Origin of the sequence: Pseudomonas sp. KNUC1026, assembly GCF_021650705.1 — a bacterium.
Taxonomy (GTDB): Bacteria; Pseudomonadota; Gammaproteobacteria; order Pseudomonadales; family Pseudomonadaceae; genus Aquipseudomonas.
This window is the reverse complement of the sequence record NZ_CP087138.1, coordinates 2794270-2808160: the sequence shown is the minus strand read 5'-3', so window position 1 is coordinate 2808160 and position 13891 is coordinate 2794270. Positions and strand designations below refer to the sequence as shown.

Annotated in this window: 10 protein-coding genes and 3 pseudogenes; 10 read left to right on the top strand and 3 right to left on the bottom strand. The window is 65.3% G+C overall.

The window, feature by feature from the left end; all coding sequences use genetic code 11:
- Nucleotides 1–9: 9 nt before the first annotated feature.
- The 3 genes from LN139_RS13050 to LN139_RS13040 all read right to left on the bottom strand — a co-directional run bounded on the left by LN139_RS13050 (nucleotide 10) and on the right by LN139_RS13040 (nucleotide 3296).
- Nucleotides 10–852, bottom strand: coding sequence for a retron system putative HNH endonuclease (locus LN139_RS13050; RefSeq protein ID WP_236354103.1), 843 nt, complete (start codon nucleotides 850–852; stop codon nucleotides 10–12).
- On the bottom strand, nucleotides 849–2147 hold the full coding sequence (locus tag LN139_RS13045; RefSeq protein WP_236354096.1) for an AAA family ATPase: 1299 nt from the start codon (nucleotides 2145–2147) through the stop codon (nucleotides 849–851). Before LN139_RS13045 ends, LN139_RS13050 begins: the two co-directional genes overlap by 4 nt.
- A gap of 291 nt (nucleotides 2148–2438) precedes the next feature.
- Nucleotides 2439–3296 (bottom strand): LysR substrate-binding domain-containing protein, encoded by an 858-nt coding sequence (locus LN139_RS13040; RefSeq protein ID WP_236354094.1) that lies wholly within the window; start codon nucleotides 3294–3296, stop codon nucleotides 2439–2441.
- Nucleotides 3297–3494: 198 nt separating this feature from the next.
- Here LN139_RS13040 and LN139_RS13035 point away from each other — a divergent pair, with 198 nt between their 5' ends.
- From LN139_RS13035 to metC, 10 genes and pseudogenes are all read left to right on the top strand, one after another.
- Entirely contained in the window at nucleotides 3495–4292 is a 798-nt protein-coding gene (locus LN139_RS13035; RefSeq protein ID WP_236354091.1) for a transporter substrate-binding domain-containing protein, read from the top strand.
- 11 nt (nucleotides 4293–4303) lie between these two features.
- Nucleotides 4304–5131 (top strand): transporter substrate-binding domain-containing protein, encoded by an 828-nt coding sequence (locus LN139_RS13030; RefSeq protein ID WP_236354087.1) that lies wholly within the window; start codon nucleotides 4304–4306, stop codon nucleotides 5129–5131.
- A pseudogene (locus LN139_RS13025) lies at nucleotides 5128–6554 on the top strand (FAD-binding oxidoreductase). The gene LN139_RS13030 and the pseudogene LN139_RS13025 overlap by 4 nt, the downstream one beginning before the upstream one ends.
- On the top strand, nucleotides 6551–7765 hold the full coding sequence (locus LN139_RS13020; protein WP_236354084.1) for an aminotransferase class I/II-fold pyridoxal phosphate-dependent enzyme: 1215 nt from the start codon (nucleotides 6551–6553) through the stop codon (nucleotides 7763–7765). Before LN139_RS13025 ends, LN139_RS13020 begins: the two are co-directional and overlap by 4 nt.
- The gene (locus tag LN139_RS13015; RefSeq protein WP_236354081.1) at nucleotides 7762–8493 is read left to right on the top strand and encodes an amino acid ABC transporter permease; all 732 of its coding nucleotides are present in this window, start codon (nucleotides 7762–7764) and stop codon (nucleotides 8491–8493) included. The genes LN139_RS13020 and LN139_RS13015 overlap by 4 nt, the downstream gene beginning before the upstream one ends.
- On the top strand, nucleotides 8483–9157 hold the full coding sequence (locus tag LN139_RS13010; protein ID WP_236354078.1) for an amino acid ABC transporter permease: 675 nt from the start codon (nucleotides 8483–8485) through the stop codon (nucleotides 9155–9157). The genes LN139_RS13015 and LN139_RS13010 overlap by 11 nt, the downstream gene beginning before the upstream one ends.
- Nucleotides 9144–9960: pseudogene (locus LN139_RS13005) on the top strand (amino acid ABC transporter ATP-binding protein). Before LN139_RS13010 ends, LN139_RS13005 begins: the two are co-directional and overlap by 14 nt.
- A gap of 13 nt (nucleotides 9961–9973) precedes the next feature.
- On the top strand, nucleotides 9974–10570 hold the full coding sequence (locus LN139_RS13000) for a cysteine dioxygenase family protein (protein WP_236354077.1): 597 nt from the start codon (nucleotides 9974–9976) through the stop codon (nucleotides 10568–10570).
- Nucleotides 10567–11199: a glutathione S-transferase family protein gene (locus LN139_RS12995; RefSeq protein ID WP_236354072.1), complete on the top strand. Its 633-nt coding sequence runs from the start codon at nucleotides 10567–10569 to the stop codon at nucleotides 11197–11199. The genes LN139_RS13000 and LN139_RS12995 overlap by 4 nt, the downstream gene beginning before the upstream one ends.
- Before the next feature lie 2 nt (nucleotides 11200–11201).
- Nucleotides 11202–13870, top strand: a pseudogene (metC, locus tag LN139_RS12990) (cystathionine beta-lyase).
- Nucleotides 13871–13891: the final 21 nt, after the last annotated feature.

Sequence of the window (13891 nt, the reverse complement as noted above, 5' to 3'; positions counted from 1 at the left end):
AATGCTCATTTACAACCAGTAAACTCCGCTTCCTCCCCTGCTTTCGCCTTGCCTGGCCTTCGCTGGAATACATTTCATACAGAGCCTAGCCAACGTAGCCTGTTGCGGCCAACTGCTGCTCTGCTGCTGCGCCCAGATAATTGCGAATAGCCGAGAAAAAGGTGGCCAGTGATGGTTTGCATTTTTGGCCAAAAGCACGCGGGCGAGATCCTGGCGAGCAGCTTCAAGAGGCTGGCCGGCTTGAACCATGGTGATCAGTTGTTGGTTGATGCGATCCAGTGCCGCTTTGCGAAAGCCGCGCAGGCGAGGGCTGTCGAGCGCCAGCCTGTTTATGGTTTCTTGCGCCCTTACCGCATCCACTGCCGCCGTTCTGCATTTACCAGAATCGACCTTCATCGAACCACTGCTGCGCTCATAGCTGAAAAGGCCAGGTGTATGAGGAAGCCCGAGTGGGTTCAGGATGACGTTGTCCCAATTGTGATCGCCTTTGGGCACATCACAGGTATGGTCAGGTGATGTATGCCGTTGCGCGGCATCTACCACATCCGGCCTGGATCCCCCGTGGCAAGTCGCAAGCAAGTTCTGCCAGTCGAGATGCCAGTTGTGTCCAGTGGCGCCATCTGACTTGGGGTGAAAATGTTCGACTCGCAGGTCTGCCTCCCCAAGCGGGCACGCAGGTTTCAAGTCAATCTCGCAATAGGCGCACAGCCCGCCCTGATCAAGTAACAACCTCGCTTGCAATGCAAGGCGACGGGCTTTTGATTTCTTGAACTGCTCCCAGCTATTGGATGGCATAACTGCAACATAGTTACTTAGCGCAAGGGGCGACACACCTTTTGCAACGTTCTTCATGGGAGTTGATCCCGATCAAGCGCCTTGAGCCGTATATCCATCTCCAGACGCAGTAACTCGGGTTCGTATTCCGCGCCCCAATCATCCAATATCCGACGTAGCTCAAGGCCTCGGTCCGAATCCCACTGGTTCTCTGCAACCAACTGTTGATACTCATATAACTGCTGCACGATTTTGACCGGGCTGCGTGGTTCAACACCCAATACTTGTGTCAGCATTTGCTGAGACTCTGCGCCAAACGAAAAATTGACCGGGATGAGCCGGGCTTCTTCGCCTTGCCAGTCAATGACTCTGAGCGATTCAGGCTTGACCGAGCTTACGACCTGGGGGCTATGGGTGGTCACAATGAATTGGACGTTAGGGAACGTTTTCATCAGGTCGGGAAGTATCTGCTGTTGCCAGCCAGGGTGAAGATGCAGATCCACTTCATCAATAAGGATCACCCCTTCAGTGTTCAGCGGTTCCTCGCTGGCGGGATTGGCTTCAGCCATTCTGGCGGCAATGTCCATCACCATTGCCAAGGTGGTGCGGTAGCCGTCGCTGAGTTGTTCGATTCTCAGCTGCTTGACCGTATTATCCACTGTCCAGTTCACCATCAACCCAGCAGGGTAAACACTGCGCGGTTGAGTGAAGGCAGGCATGAGCCGGCTGATAGCCTGGCGGATGGCGCGCAACTCGGGATGTTCGTAAGCGAAGCTTGCTCGGGCTTTGTGCTCTCGGTTCTCACAGTCTTCAAGGAAGTAGAAGTACTCGATCAAACGCTTGAAGTTGGCTCGGCCTTGCAAAGCGCCGTCGAATGCATCGAAGCGGCTGAAGGCGTTCTTGAACGCGCGTTTGCGCTGCGGAATATCGAACACGGCGCGGTTGGTACCGTAGTGCGCAAAAATCGGCAGCGAATAATCACGGCCTTCATTATGGGCATCGACCACAGCGTCTACGGTGTTCATGAGCGCCTTGTGGCCCATCGCAGGGGGGATCTGTTTTTCGGTTTTGGCGCTTTTGTCACGCTTCTCGGTTCTGTCCCATTTCACACCACTGAAGCTTTCGCACTCGATGCGCATGTAGGCTGGTTTGCTGCCGTCGGGATCTACCTGAAAATCGGTTTCCCGAGGGCTGATGCCGGAAACCCCGGGCAGCCGAGTGAGGTAGAGCCCCAACGCTGTGGCCAGAGCATCCAGGATGCTGGATTTGCCCGCCCCATTGCGCGCTACCAATACCGTCACCTGCTCGTCGAAATCAATTCGAAAACTTCGAAACCGGCGGTAGTGAGTGAGCGTTAACTGCTTTATTTTCATGAAGGTTTCCCTAAACTCATGGCGCTTATCTTACCCCCTGGTCGAATAAAAAACCTTGGGTTTGCGGGGCATTGAGCGAACTTGAACCGTACTCACTCCACTGAGCACCGGCGCTATCCGGCCAAATAAAACCCGTACAGGTCAGGTAATGCCTACTCTCATTCCTGAGCATACGAAGCAGGCCCACCACACCCAAGCGTACGGCGTCTGAGCTCATGGATGCTCAGCGGCGAATTGAACGGGCAGAATCATCCGACCCATACACCGCAAAGGTGTCTCGCGCTGTGATTCTCAACTTCCCCCAAACCCATCACTCACCAATTCGAACACCCGCCGCACCAACCCGCTCGCCACATGCCGCCTCACCCACAGGTAATACGTCACCTCCGGCAAGCGCGGCAGCCCCTCATGCTCCCCCAGCACACGCATATCAGGCCCGAGCAGCTCCATGCTGCGCGGGGTGATGCCCAGCCCTGCACGCACAGCGGCCTTGATGCCGATCAGGTTCGACGCCGCGTAGGCCTGGCGCCAGGCGATGCCTTCGCGCTCCAGTGCTTCGAGGGCGTAGCGGCGGTAGATGCTGGGTTCGTCCACCAGCACCAGCGGCAGGGGTTGGCCGGGGCTGTGGCGGTAGTTGGCCGCGCAGATCCACCACACCGGCGAGGTGCGCAGCGCAACGCCTTGCAGGCGGTCGTCGAAGCGGGTGGAGATGGCCATGTCGATCTTGCCGCGGTGCAGGTCTTCCATCAGGAACGGGCTGCGGCCGACGTCGATCTCCAGGCGCAGGTTGGGTGCCGCGCGGGCAATGCGCGTGAGCAGCGGCGGCAGGATGGTGTCGGCGATGTCGTGCGGGGAGCCGATGCGCAGCACGCCGCTCGGGCCGCCCTGATTGAGCGAGGCCAGCGCTTCGTCATTGAGGGCGAGCATCTGCCGGGCGTGGTTGAGCAATTGCCGGCCGGCATCGGTGAGGTGCTTGTTGCGGCCTTCCTTGCGCAGCAGGGTGGCGCCCACTTGCTGCTCCAGGCGCTGCATGTGCTGGGTGACCGATGCCTGAGTGCGGCCCAGGGTGCGGCCGGCTTCTGCAAAGCTGGCGGCCTGGGCGACGGTTACGAAAGTGCGTAGCAGGTCCAGGTCAAGGGTGGCGGTCATATCACGCTCGCGGAATAAAACATAAAGGGTGTTTATGAATTTGGTGGCTGCATGTTCTAGCAGGCCAACAAAACCGGGGCAACTGGCAGCGCCTCTTTTTTGAGTTATAAGAATAGGCAATCTTTTCATTTCCCCGAATCGCCGCTCGGCTCCTAGCATCGCGCCACTTTCCAATGGCCGCTTGACCAGGAGCTTTGCATGGGCGCCGTTCGTTTTCTTCCGCTTTCCCTCTGCCTGGCCCTCGGGCTGGCCGCTGCCACGGCGCAGGCCGACGCTACGCTGGAGCGCATCCAGGCGCGCCAGCAACTCAATGTGGGCGTGATGCTCTCCGGTGGCCCCTTCGGCGCGCTCGACCCCAACACCCAGCAGCCGGTGGGGCTGAATGTCGACATGGCCAATGCCCTGGGCAAGGCACTGGGGGTGAAGGTGGAGCTGGTCTCGGTGCTGCCGGCCAACCGCGTGCAGTTTCTGCAACAGGGCAAGGTCGACCTGCTGATCGCGAACATGGAGTGGAACCCCGAGCGTGACCAACTCCTGGGCCATGTGCCCACGCCGTTCTACAAGGTGGGCGGCACCGCCGCGTTGCCACCGGGCAGCCCGATCAAGGCCTGGGCCGACCTCAAGGGCCAGCCGGTGTGCACTTCACAGGGCAGCAGCTATATCAAGGCGTTGACCGAATACGGCGCCGACATCAAAGCCTTCAAAGGCTCGGCCGACTCGCTGCTGGCGCTGCACGGCGGTAACTGCGTGGCGGCCGTGCACGACGCCACGCTGGTCAAGCCACTGCTGGCGAGCAACCCGGACTGGAAGGGCTACACCGCGCTGGAGCCACAACTGAACCCGGCGCCGTCGGTGATCTGGACCCGCCTGGGCGAGGCCGACACCCAGGCCAGGCTCGACCCGGTGGTCAAGCAATGGCACACCAGCGGCTGGCTGGTGCAGGCCGAGAAACAACATCAGATCGAGCCAATGGCCGCTGACCAGTTCGGCCTGTAAGGGACCTTGCCATGACCCTCAAAACCTTTCGCCACCTGTTGGCGCCCTTGCTTGCGCTGGCCTGCGCCGCCGCCCACGCTGGCGCCACGCTGGACAAGATCAACGAGCGCCACAGCCTGAGCGTGGGCGTGATGCTCACCGGCCTGCCGTTCGGCACCCTCGACCCCAAGACTCAGCAGCCAGTGGGCTACAACGTGGAACTGGCCAACGAACTGGGCAAGCGCCTGGGCGTGCCAGTGCAGACCGTGGCGGTGCTGCCACCCAACCGCGTGCAGTTCTTGCAACAGGGCAAGGTCGATGTGCTGATCGCCAACATGCAATACACCGAGGAGCGCGCGCAGATCCTCGACTACCCGCCAACGCCCTACGAGCAGGTCGGTGGCGCGGCGGTGATCCGCAAGGGCGCGGGCATCCATCAATGGGCTGACCTCAAGGGCAAACCGGTGTGCGTGTCCCAGGGCAGCAACTTCATCGCCCCGTTGCAGGAGCAGTACGGCGCGGTGATCAAGGCCTTCCGCAGCCAGAGCGAATCGCTGCTGACCCTGCGCGGTAATGGCTGTGTGGCAGCGGTACACGTGGCCCCGACCATGCGTGACCTGCTCGAGCAGGCCGAGTGGGCGGATTTCGAAACCCCGCTGCCCAGCGAGCTGATCCCCTCGGATTCGGTGATGTGGGTGCGCAAGGGCGAGCACGACTTCCAGGCCCGGCTCGACGCGATCATCCGCGACTGGCATCGCAGCGGCTGGCTGATCGAGCTGGGCAAACGCACCGGCATGGAGCCCTCGGCGGCGCTCTACGCGCTGCATGAGAAATACAAAGACGCGCAGGCTCTGCAATGAGCGATACCTTGCTCACCGCCTTGCAGAGCCTGCTCGGCGAGCGCTATGCCCAACCCGGTGAAGCTGCCGGCAGCCGCTTGAGCGACAAGCACCGCCGCTATCACGGCAGCGCCCGTGCCTTCGTGCGCCCGGCCAGCACCGAGCAAGTCGCGGCGGTGGTGCGCCTGTGCGCCGATTTCGATGCCTGCGTGGTGGTGCAGGGCGGCAACACCGGGCTGATGGCCGCCGCCACGCCCGATGCCAGCGGCCGCGCGGTGCTGATGAGCCTGGAGCGGATGAACGCGGTGCGCGAGGTGGATGCGGCCAACGACACCCTGACGGTGGAAGCCGGCTGCATCCTGCGCGAGGTGCAACTGGCGGCCGAGCGGGCAGGGCGGTTGTTTCCGCTGAGCCTGGGCGCCGAGGGCAGTTGCACGATCGGCGGCAACCTGGGCACCAACGCCGGCGGCACTGCCGTGCTGCGCTACGGCAACGCCCGCGAGTTGTGCCTGGGGCTGGAGGTGGTCACTGCCGAAGGCGAGGTATGGCATGGCCTGCGCGGCCTGCGCAAGGACAATACCGGCTACGACCTGCGCGACCTCTACATCGGCAGCGAGGGCACGCTGGGGATCATTACCGCTGCAACGCTCAAGCTGTATCCCTTGCCCAGCGCTCACGCTGCCGCCTATGTGGCGCTGCCGAGCCTGGGCGCGGCCATCGAGCTGCTGGGCCTGGCCCGCCAGGTTTTGAGCGCTGCGCTCACCGGCTTCGAACTGATGGGTGCCGAATGCCTTGCGCTGGTAGCGCGGGAGATGCCCGGCAGCCGCTTGCCCTTCGACACCTTGCAGGCCCCTTGGTACGCCTTGCTCGACCTCTCCGACCACGGCGCGCCGGAGGCAGCAAACGCGCGCCTGGAAGCTTTGCTCGAACAGGCCCTGGAGCGCGAAGTGATCCTTGATGCCAGCGTTGCCCAGAGCCTGGCCCAGCGCCAGGCGATGTGGCTGTTGCGCGAGCACATGAGCGAGGCCCAGGCCCGCGAGGGGCGCAACATGAAGCACGACATCTCGCTGCCGCTCTCGCGCATGGAGGCTTTCTCGCCGCCAGCGCCGAGCGCCTGGCGGCTGCCTTTCCCGGTGTGCGCCACTACACCTTCGGCCACCTGGGCGACGGTAACCTGCACTACAACATCGCCGCCCCGCAGGGCATGAGTGTGGACGCGCACATGGCCCGCTACGAAGCGCTCAGCGAGGTGGTGCACGACACCGTGCACGCCCACGGCGGCTCGATCAGCGCCGAGCACGGTATCGGCCTGCGCAAGCGCGATGTGTTGCCGCGCTACAAGAGCATGGTGGAGCTGAACCTGATGCGCCGCCTCAAGCAGGCGCTGGACCCGCACAACCGCCTCAACCCGGGCAAAGTCATCGCCCCGCAGGTGTACCCATGACCCTGAAGCTGTCCCGGCGCGTGCAGCGCGTCGACCTGTCACCCAATGCCGCCGCCAAGGCCCGCGCCACCGAGCTGCGTGCCGCCGGCCGCGACATCCTCGACCTCACCACCGGCGAGCCGGACTTCGACACCCCCGAGCACATCAAGGCAGCCGCCTGGGCGGCGATCCAGGCGGGCGCCACCAAGTACACCGCTACCCCTGGCACCCAGGCGCTGCGCGAGGCGGTGCTGGCCAAGCTCGAACGGGAGAACCGCCTGGCCTACTCGCTGCCGGAGGTGTTCATCGGCAACGGCGCCAAGCAGGTCATCTTCAACGCCTTCGCCGCGACCCCGGACGAGGGCGGCGAAGTGATCGTCCCCACGCCGTACTGGCCGACCTTTCCCGATGCGGTGCGCTTCAATGGCGGCACTCCGGTGCTGCTGGCCTGTGAGCTGGCGCAGAGTTGCAAGCTGCTGCCTGAGCAACTGGAGGCAGCCATCACCCCGCGCACCCGCTGGCTGGTGCTGAACAACCCGGGCAACCCCAGCGGCGCGCTGTACAGCCAGGCCGAGCTGCTGGCGCTGGCCGCCGTGCTGCGCCGCCACCGGCAGGTATGGGTGCTGCTCGACGAGCTGTACGAGCACATCCGCTTCGACGGCGGCACGCCGAGCAACCTGCTCAACCTCGCCCCGGAATTGCGCGAGCGCAGCCTGCTGGTGGGCGGGGTGTCGAAAACCTACGCCATGACCGGCTGGCGTATCGGCTTCGGCGCCGCGCCCGCCGTTTTGATCAAGGCCATGACTGTGGTGCAATCGCAGGCGGCCTCCGGGGCCAGCTCGGTCAGCCAGGCCGCTGCGCTGGCGGCGTTCGACGGCGGGCTCGGGTTTCTGCCACCGCAGGTGGCGGCCTATCAGGCACGCCGGGATGCCTTGATAGCGGCCTTGGCTGAGGCGCCGGGCCTTGAAGTGCTGGTGCCCGACGGCGGCTTTTTCGTGTTCGTGCGCTGCGCCGGCGTGATCGGCCGCTACCGCCCCGATGGCCTGTGCATCGGCAGCGACGACGACCTTGCCGTCTGGCTGCTGGAGCACGGCGTGGCGGCCATCGCCGGCAGCGCCTACGGGCTTTCGCCCTGGGTGCGCTTTTCCATCGCCACCGGCCTTGAAGCCGTGGCCGAGGCCGGCGTGCGCGTGGCGCGGGCCTGCGCCGAGCTGCGCGAGGCCGCGCCATGAGCACGCTGCAAAGCCTGGTAGCGGCGCTGGCCAGGCTGGGGCTGAACTTTCAGTTCCTGCTCGATGCCTTCAGCCGCGCCAACCTGCTCGACGGGCTGCTGACCACCCTGTTGCTGTGCGTGCTCAGCGCCCTGGGCAGCCTGCTGGTGGGCCTGGCGCTGGCGGTGGCGCTGGTGAGCCCGCGCAAGGGGCTGGCGTGGGGTGCGCGGGCCTTTGTCGAGGTCACCCGCAACACGCCGACGCTGGTGCAGCTGTATTGCGCGTTTCTGGTGCTGAACATGTTGCTTACCCAGGCCGTGGGCACCGGCAACCCGTTCACGCCGTTCGCCTGGGTGGTGATCGTGATTTCCTTGCACAAGGGCGCCTTCCACGCTGAGGCCCTGCGTGCCGGCCTGCAGGCTGTGCCGCCGACCACGCTGGAGGCGGCAGGGTCACTTGCGCTCAGCCCGCTGCAACGGCTGGCCTATGTGCAACTGCCACTGGCCTTGCGATTCGCGCTGCCTTCGTTGACCAACAACCTGATCGACCTGGTGAAGATGACCGCCGTGGCCTCGGCCATTGCCGTCAACGACATCACCTACGCCTCGATCATGATCTGGACCCAGAGCGACAACGTGATCGAGCTGATGATCGTGCTGCTGGCCTTCTACGGGGCGCTGGGGTTCTGCGTCAATGCACTGGGCCGCTGGCTCGAAACCCGCCTGAGGATGCCCGGTTATGGCCAATGATGTTTTCGGCGCCCTGGTGGAGTGGGCGCCGGCGCTGCTCACTGGCCTTGGCCAGAACGTGCTGATCAGCCTCAGCGCCATGGCGCTGGGCAGCGTGGCAGGCCTGTTGATCGGCGCCCTGAATTTCTCGCCGCTGCGGCCATTGGCGCGCGCCTGGGTGCAGCTGTTTCGCAATGCGCCGTGGCTGGTGTTGATCTACTTCACCACATACGTGTTCCCCTTCGAGGTGAAGCTGTTCGGGCATTACCTGAGCTTTCCCGACTGGCTGAAAGTGACGCTGGGCCTGGCCTTGCCGGCCAGTGCCAACGTGGCGGAAATCCTGCGCGGGGCGGTCGGGTCGATCCCGGCTACCCAATGGGAGGCCGCGCATTCGCTGGCCCTGACCCGCGCCCAGGTGTTCAGCCAGGTGATCCTGCCGCAGTGCTTCAAGCGCATGTTGCCGCCTTGGATGAACCTTTACGCGATCATCACCATGGGCACCTCGCTCGCCTCGCTGGTGGGCGTGCACGATGTGATCGACGTGGCGCAGATCGCCAGCAACACGGTCAACCGTATCCCCTTCACGGTGCTGATGTACTTCAGCCTGCTGGCGCTGTTCTTCGCCTGGTGCTTTCCCATTTCCCGACTCACCCAACGCCTGGAGCGCCGCTATGCCTTCTACTGAAACGCCCTTGGTGAGCGTGCGCGACGTACACCTGAGCTTCGGCCAGGCCCAGGTGCTCAAGGGCATCGACCTGCACGTGCAGCGTGGCCAGGCGGTGTCGATCATCGGGCCGTCCGGCTCGGGCAAGAGCACCATCCTGCGTTGCCTTACCGGCCTGCTCACGCCCAGCGCGGCGAGATCGAGGTGGCCGGCACTGCCGTGCACCGCCTGCGCGGCGAGGCCGAGGTGCGGCAATTGCGCCAGCGCGTGGGCTTCGTGTTCCAGCAGTACAACCTCTTCCCGCACCTGAGCGTGCTCGACAACCTCACCCTGGCGCCGCGCAAGGTGCTCGGCCTGGGCAAGGCCGAGGCGCGCGAGCAGGCGATGGCGCTGCTCGAAAAGGTGCGCATGCAGCACAAGGCCGCAGCGTTTCCCGGCGAGCTCTCCGGTGGCCAGCAGCAGCGCGTGGCGATTGCCCGGGCCCTGGCCATGCGCCCGCAGCTGATGTTGTTCGATGAAGTGACCTCGGCGCTGGACCCGGAAATGGTCGGCGAGGTGCTCAAGGTGATCGGCGAACTCACCGAGGAGGGCATGACCTGTGTGCTGGTGACCCACGAAATGCGCTTTGCCGAAGACATCAGTGACCAGGTGTTCTTCACCGAAAACGGCGTGATCGCCGAGCACGGCAGCGCCGAGCAACTGTTCAACCACCCGCAACAGGCCCGTACCCGCGCCTTTTGCAGCACGCACTTGGCGAGCCTGCGCGGCGTGCGCCGCAGCCCTACACCGTGCGCAACCTGAACCCGTATCACCTGAGCGTTTGATGAGGACAAAACCATGAGCCATCCCCGTGTTGCCGTGATCCAGGCGTTTCTCGACCAGGTGCGCGCCATCCACGCCCAAGGCGTGGGCCGTGCCGAGCTCACCCGCATTGCCGGCCTGCTCGACGCGCTGGCGCAGCGCCGCGACCTGTTCAATTTCGATGAGTTTCCTGCGCCGGTGGCGGGCGACGGCAAGACCGCCTTCCGCTACCGCCTCAACGACGACGGCGAAACTCCGACGCTCTACCTCAACTCGCTGCTGCCGGGCAAAAGCACGCCGCCGCACAACCACGAAACCTGGGCGGTGATCGTGGCGGTCGATGGCGAAGAGCTGAACAAGGTCTACCAGCGCGAAGACGACGGCAACGACCCGGCGTTCGCCCGCCTGGGCCTTGAGCGCGAGGTGGTGGTCAGGCCTGGGCAGTCGATCCAGTTCCTGGGCGACGACCTGCACAGCATTGCGGTGGGTGGCAGCACGCCGACCCTGCACTTTCACCTCTACGGCCGCCCGCTCGAATCGCTCGAGGGCCGCTACGGCGTGCTCGAAGGCGGCCGGGTGGTGGGCTACAACAAATCGCAGATGGAACCGTCCATCGAGGCCTACGGCGCATGATCGACCTTTACTACCGGCCCACCGCCAATGGCCTGAAGGTGGGCATCCTGGTCGAAGAGCTGGGCATCGAGCACCGGCTGGTGCCGGTGAACATCCGCGAGGGCGCGCAGCAGGCTGAGGCGTTCCAGCGCATCAGTGCCAACGGGCGCATTCCGGCGATCGTCGATCAGGCGCGTGGGCTGTCGCTGTTCGAGTCCGGTGCTGTCCTCAATTACCTGGGCGGCGCCTTGGTGCCCGATGTTGGCACGGCCGAATACTGGCAGGTGCAGCAATGGCTGTTCTGGCAAGTGGGGCATGTGACGCCTTACCTGAGCCAGTTGCAGGTGTTCCGCGAAAGGGCCCCCGAGCCGATTCCGTTTGCTCTGGAGATGCTGCAACGCGAGGCCGAGCGGTTGTACGTCGTGCTTGAGGGCGCGCTGCAGGCCCACGAGTACGCGGCCGGCCACCATTCGGTGGCGGACATCGCGATCTTTCCGTGGATTCAGCCGGCCCGCCAGGGCATCGAGCTGGCGCGCTATCCGGCGGTGGCCGCCTGGCGCGAGCGGATCAAGGCGCGCCCGGCGGTGCAGCGTGCCTATGCCCGCGGCCGCGAGGTGGCCGCGCAGGAAAAATCATTGGTGCTGGAGTGAACATGAGCGAGTGGATCACCAGCGACACGCTGGAACAGTGGCTGTTCGATGGGGCAGAGATCGCGCTGTTCGATGTGCGCGAGCACGGCCAGTACGGCGAGGCGCACCTGTTCTTCGGCGTGAACCTGCCGTACAGCCGGCTGGAAATCGAAGCGCCACGGCTGGCGCCCAACCCGGCCGTGCGCCTGGTGGTGTACGACGAGGCCGGCGGCGAGTTGGCCGTGCGCGCCCTGGCGCGCCTGCGCGCGGCGGGTATCAAAACCTGCGCGCGTTGCACGGCGGTGCCCAGGGCTGGAAGCACAGTGGGCGTGAGCTGTTCGCCGGTGTGCACTTGCCGTCCAAGGCCTTTGGCGAGCTGATCGAGCATGCCTGCCACACGCCCAGCGTCGGTGCCACGGAACTCGCGGCGTGGCAGGCCGATGGCCGGCCCCTGGCGATTCTCGACGGCCGCCCGCGCGAGGAGTTCGCCAAGATGAACATCCCCGGCGGCGTGCGCCGCCCCAACGGCGAGCTGGGCCTGCGTGCCCAGGCCATGGTTGGCGATGCCAGCACGCCGATCGTGATCAATTGCGCGGGCCGCACGCGCAGCATCATCGGGGCGCAGACGTTGCTCAACCTGGGCATCCCCAATCCCGTCTATGCGCTGGAAAACGGCACCCAAGGCTGGTTCCTGGCCGATCTGCCGCTCGAACATGGGCAACACCGCCACTACCCGGATGCACCGGTTGAAACGGCTGCATTGCACGCTGCGGCCGAGCAGTTGGCGCGCCGGGCAGGGGTTGTGACAGTGGGCGCAGCGAAGGTAATCGAGTGGGCGAGCGATGCCTCCCGCAGCCTGTTCCTGTGCGACGTGCGCACCCCGGAAGAGTTCGCCCAGGGCTCGCTGCCCGGTGCCCAGCACGCGCCCGGCGGGCAACTGATTCAAGGCACCGACCTGTACATCGGCGTGCGCGGCGCGCGGGTGGTGCTGGTGGACGACGATGGCGTGCGTGCGCCAATCGTCGCCAGTTGGCTCAGGCAACTGGGGCATGAGGCGTATGTGCTGCAAGGCGGCTTGGCCACTGGCCTTGAGCTGGCCTCCCGGCAGCCGTCGATCACGCCATTGCCGCGTGCCGAGCAGGGCCCGGCCACGGTGGTGGATCTGCGCGCCAGTGCCGCATTCATTCAGCAGCGGATCGAGGGTTCGCGCTGGAGCATCCGCAGCCGGCTTGGCGCTGATGTCGTGGGCATCGACGGCCCGCTCTGGCTGCTCACGCCTGAGCCGGCTGTCGCGGCGCTGGCGGCTGCCGAGCTGCCTGATCTCAACGGGCGCAGGCCCGCTGGTTGCCGAGCCTGGAAGGCCTGGCGCTGGAGCAGGGCGGGGCCCCGCTGGCCGATGCCCAGCGCATCGACTTTCTGTTCTTCACCCACGACCGCCACGCGGGCAACAAGCAGGCGGCTCGGCAGTACCTGGCCTGGGAAACCGGGCTGCTGGCGCAGATGACCGCGCGGGAGCGGGCGAGCTTCCGGCCACTGGGCAAGGCCGAACCTGTCGCCACGCGCCTGGTGCACGGCGGCCGAGGCCCGGAGCCTGCCGGGCCGCATGGGGTCAACCCGCCGGTGGCACGCCTGAGCACGGTGCTGTTCGATACCACCGCGCAACTGCGCCAGGCCCGGGTGCGCCGCGAGCAGGAGCGAGTGCTCAGCTACGGCGCCCGTGGCAACCCCACGGCCCATGCGCTCGAAGACCTGGTCACCGAGCTCGAGGGCGGCTACCGCACCCGGCTGTTCGCCACCGGCCTGGCCGCCACCGCGCAGGTGCTGCTGGCGTACTTGCGCCCGGGGGATCACGTGCTTATCACCTCGGCGGTGTATGCCCCGGTGCGGCGCCTGGCCGAGGAGTTTCTCAAGCCCTACGGCATTGAGTACGACTACTACGCCGCTGATGGCAGCGACGTGCAGGCCTTGCTGCGCGGCAACACGCGCCTGGTGTACGCCGAAGTCCCTGGCTCGTCCTTGTACGACTTGCTCGATTTACCTGCACTGGCCGCGCTGTGCCGGTCACGCAATGCACTGCTGGCGGTGGATAACACCTGGGTGCCGGCTACCTGTATCGCCCGTTGGCCTTGGGCGCCGACATCAGCATCCAGGCGTTGACCAAGTACATCGGCGGCCACAGCGACGTGATGATGGGCAGCGTGACCACCACCCAGGCCGCGTTCCCGGCGTTGTCGCGCAGCACCGATACCTTCGGCCACACGGTCAGCCCGGACGACGCCTACCTAGTGCTGCGCGGTGCGCGCAGCCTGCCGGCGCGGCTGGCCCAGCACGAGCGCAGTGCGTTGGAGGTGGCGCGTTGGCTCCAGGCCCAGCCGCAGGTGCTGCGGGTGTTCCACCCCGCCTTGCCGGAGCATCCGGGGCACGCGCTATGGCGGCGGGATTTTTCGGGCAGCAACGGTTTGCTGTCGGTGGAGTTCGTGGCCGGGTTCGATGCGGAGCGCTTCGTCGATGCGCTGGCCCTGTTCGGCATAGGGGCCTCGTGGGTGGCTTCGAGAGCCTGGCCACGCTGGTGGAGGAGGACCGCCAGGGCAGCTACACGCCGCAAGGGCTGATCGTGCGGTTGCACATCGGCCTTGAAGCGGTGGAGTCGCTGCTGGCGGACCTGGCGCAGGGGATCGCTGTGGCCGGTTGAGTCGCGCTGCGCCCGCGCTGC

Bases quoted from the DNA above. Each gene is read 5' to 3' on its own strand.
- LN139_RS13030 (WP_236354087.1), top strand. From the start codon at position 4,304: ATGACCCTCAAAACCTTTCGCCACCTGTTGGCGCCCTTGCTTGCGCTG.
- LN139_RS12995 (WP_236354072.1), top strand. From the start codon at position 10,567: ATGATCGACCTTTACTACCGGCCCACCGCCAATGGCCTGAAGGTGGGC.
- LN139_RS13050 (WP_236354103.1), bottom strand. From the start codon at position 852: ATGAAGAACGTTGCAAAAGGTGTGTCGCCCCTTGCGCTAAGTAACTAT.
- LN139_RS13040 (WP_236354094.1), bottom strand. From the start codon at position 3,296: ATGACCGCCACCCTTGACCTGGACCTGCTACGCACTTTCGTAACCGTC.
- LN139_RS13000 (WP_236354077.1), top strand. From the start codon at position 9,974: ATGAGCCATCCCCGTGTTGCCGTGATCCAGGCGTTTCTCGACCAGGTG.
- LN139_RS13010 (WP_236354078.1), top strand. From the start codon at position 8,483: ATGGCCAATGATGTTTTCGGCGCCCTGGTGGAGTGGGCGCCGGCGCTG.
- LN139_RS13045 (WP_236354096.1), bottom strand. From the start codon at position 2,147: ATGAAAATAAAGCAGTTAACGCTCACTCACTACCGCCGGTTTCGAAGT.
- LN139_RS13035 (WP_236354091.1), top strand. From the start codon at position 3,495: ATGGGCGCCGTTCGTTTTCTTCCGCTTTCCCTCTGCCTGGCCCTCGGG.
- LN139_RS13020 (WP_236354084.1), top strand. From the start codon at position 6,551: ATGACCCTGAAGCTGTCCCGGCGCGTGCAGCGCGTCGACCTGTCACCC.
- LN139_RS13015 (WP_236354081.1), top strand. From the start codon at position 7,762: ATGAGCACGCTGCAAAGCCTGGTAGCGGCGCTGGCCAGGCTGGGGCTG.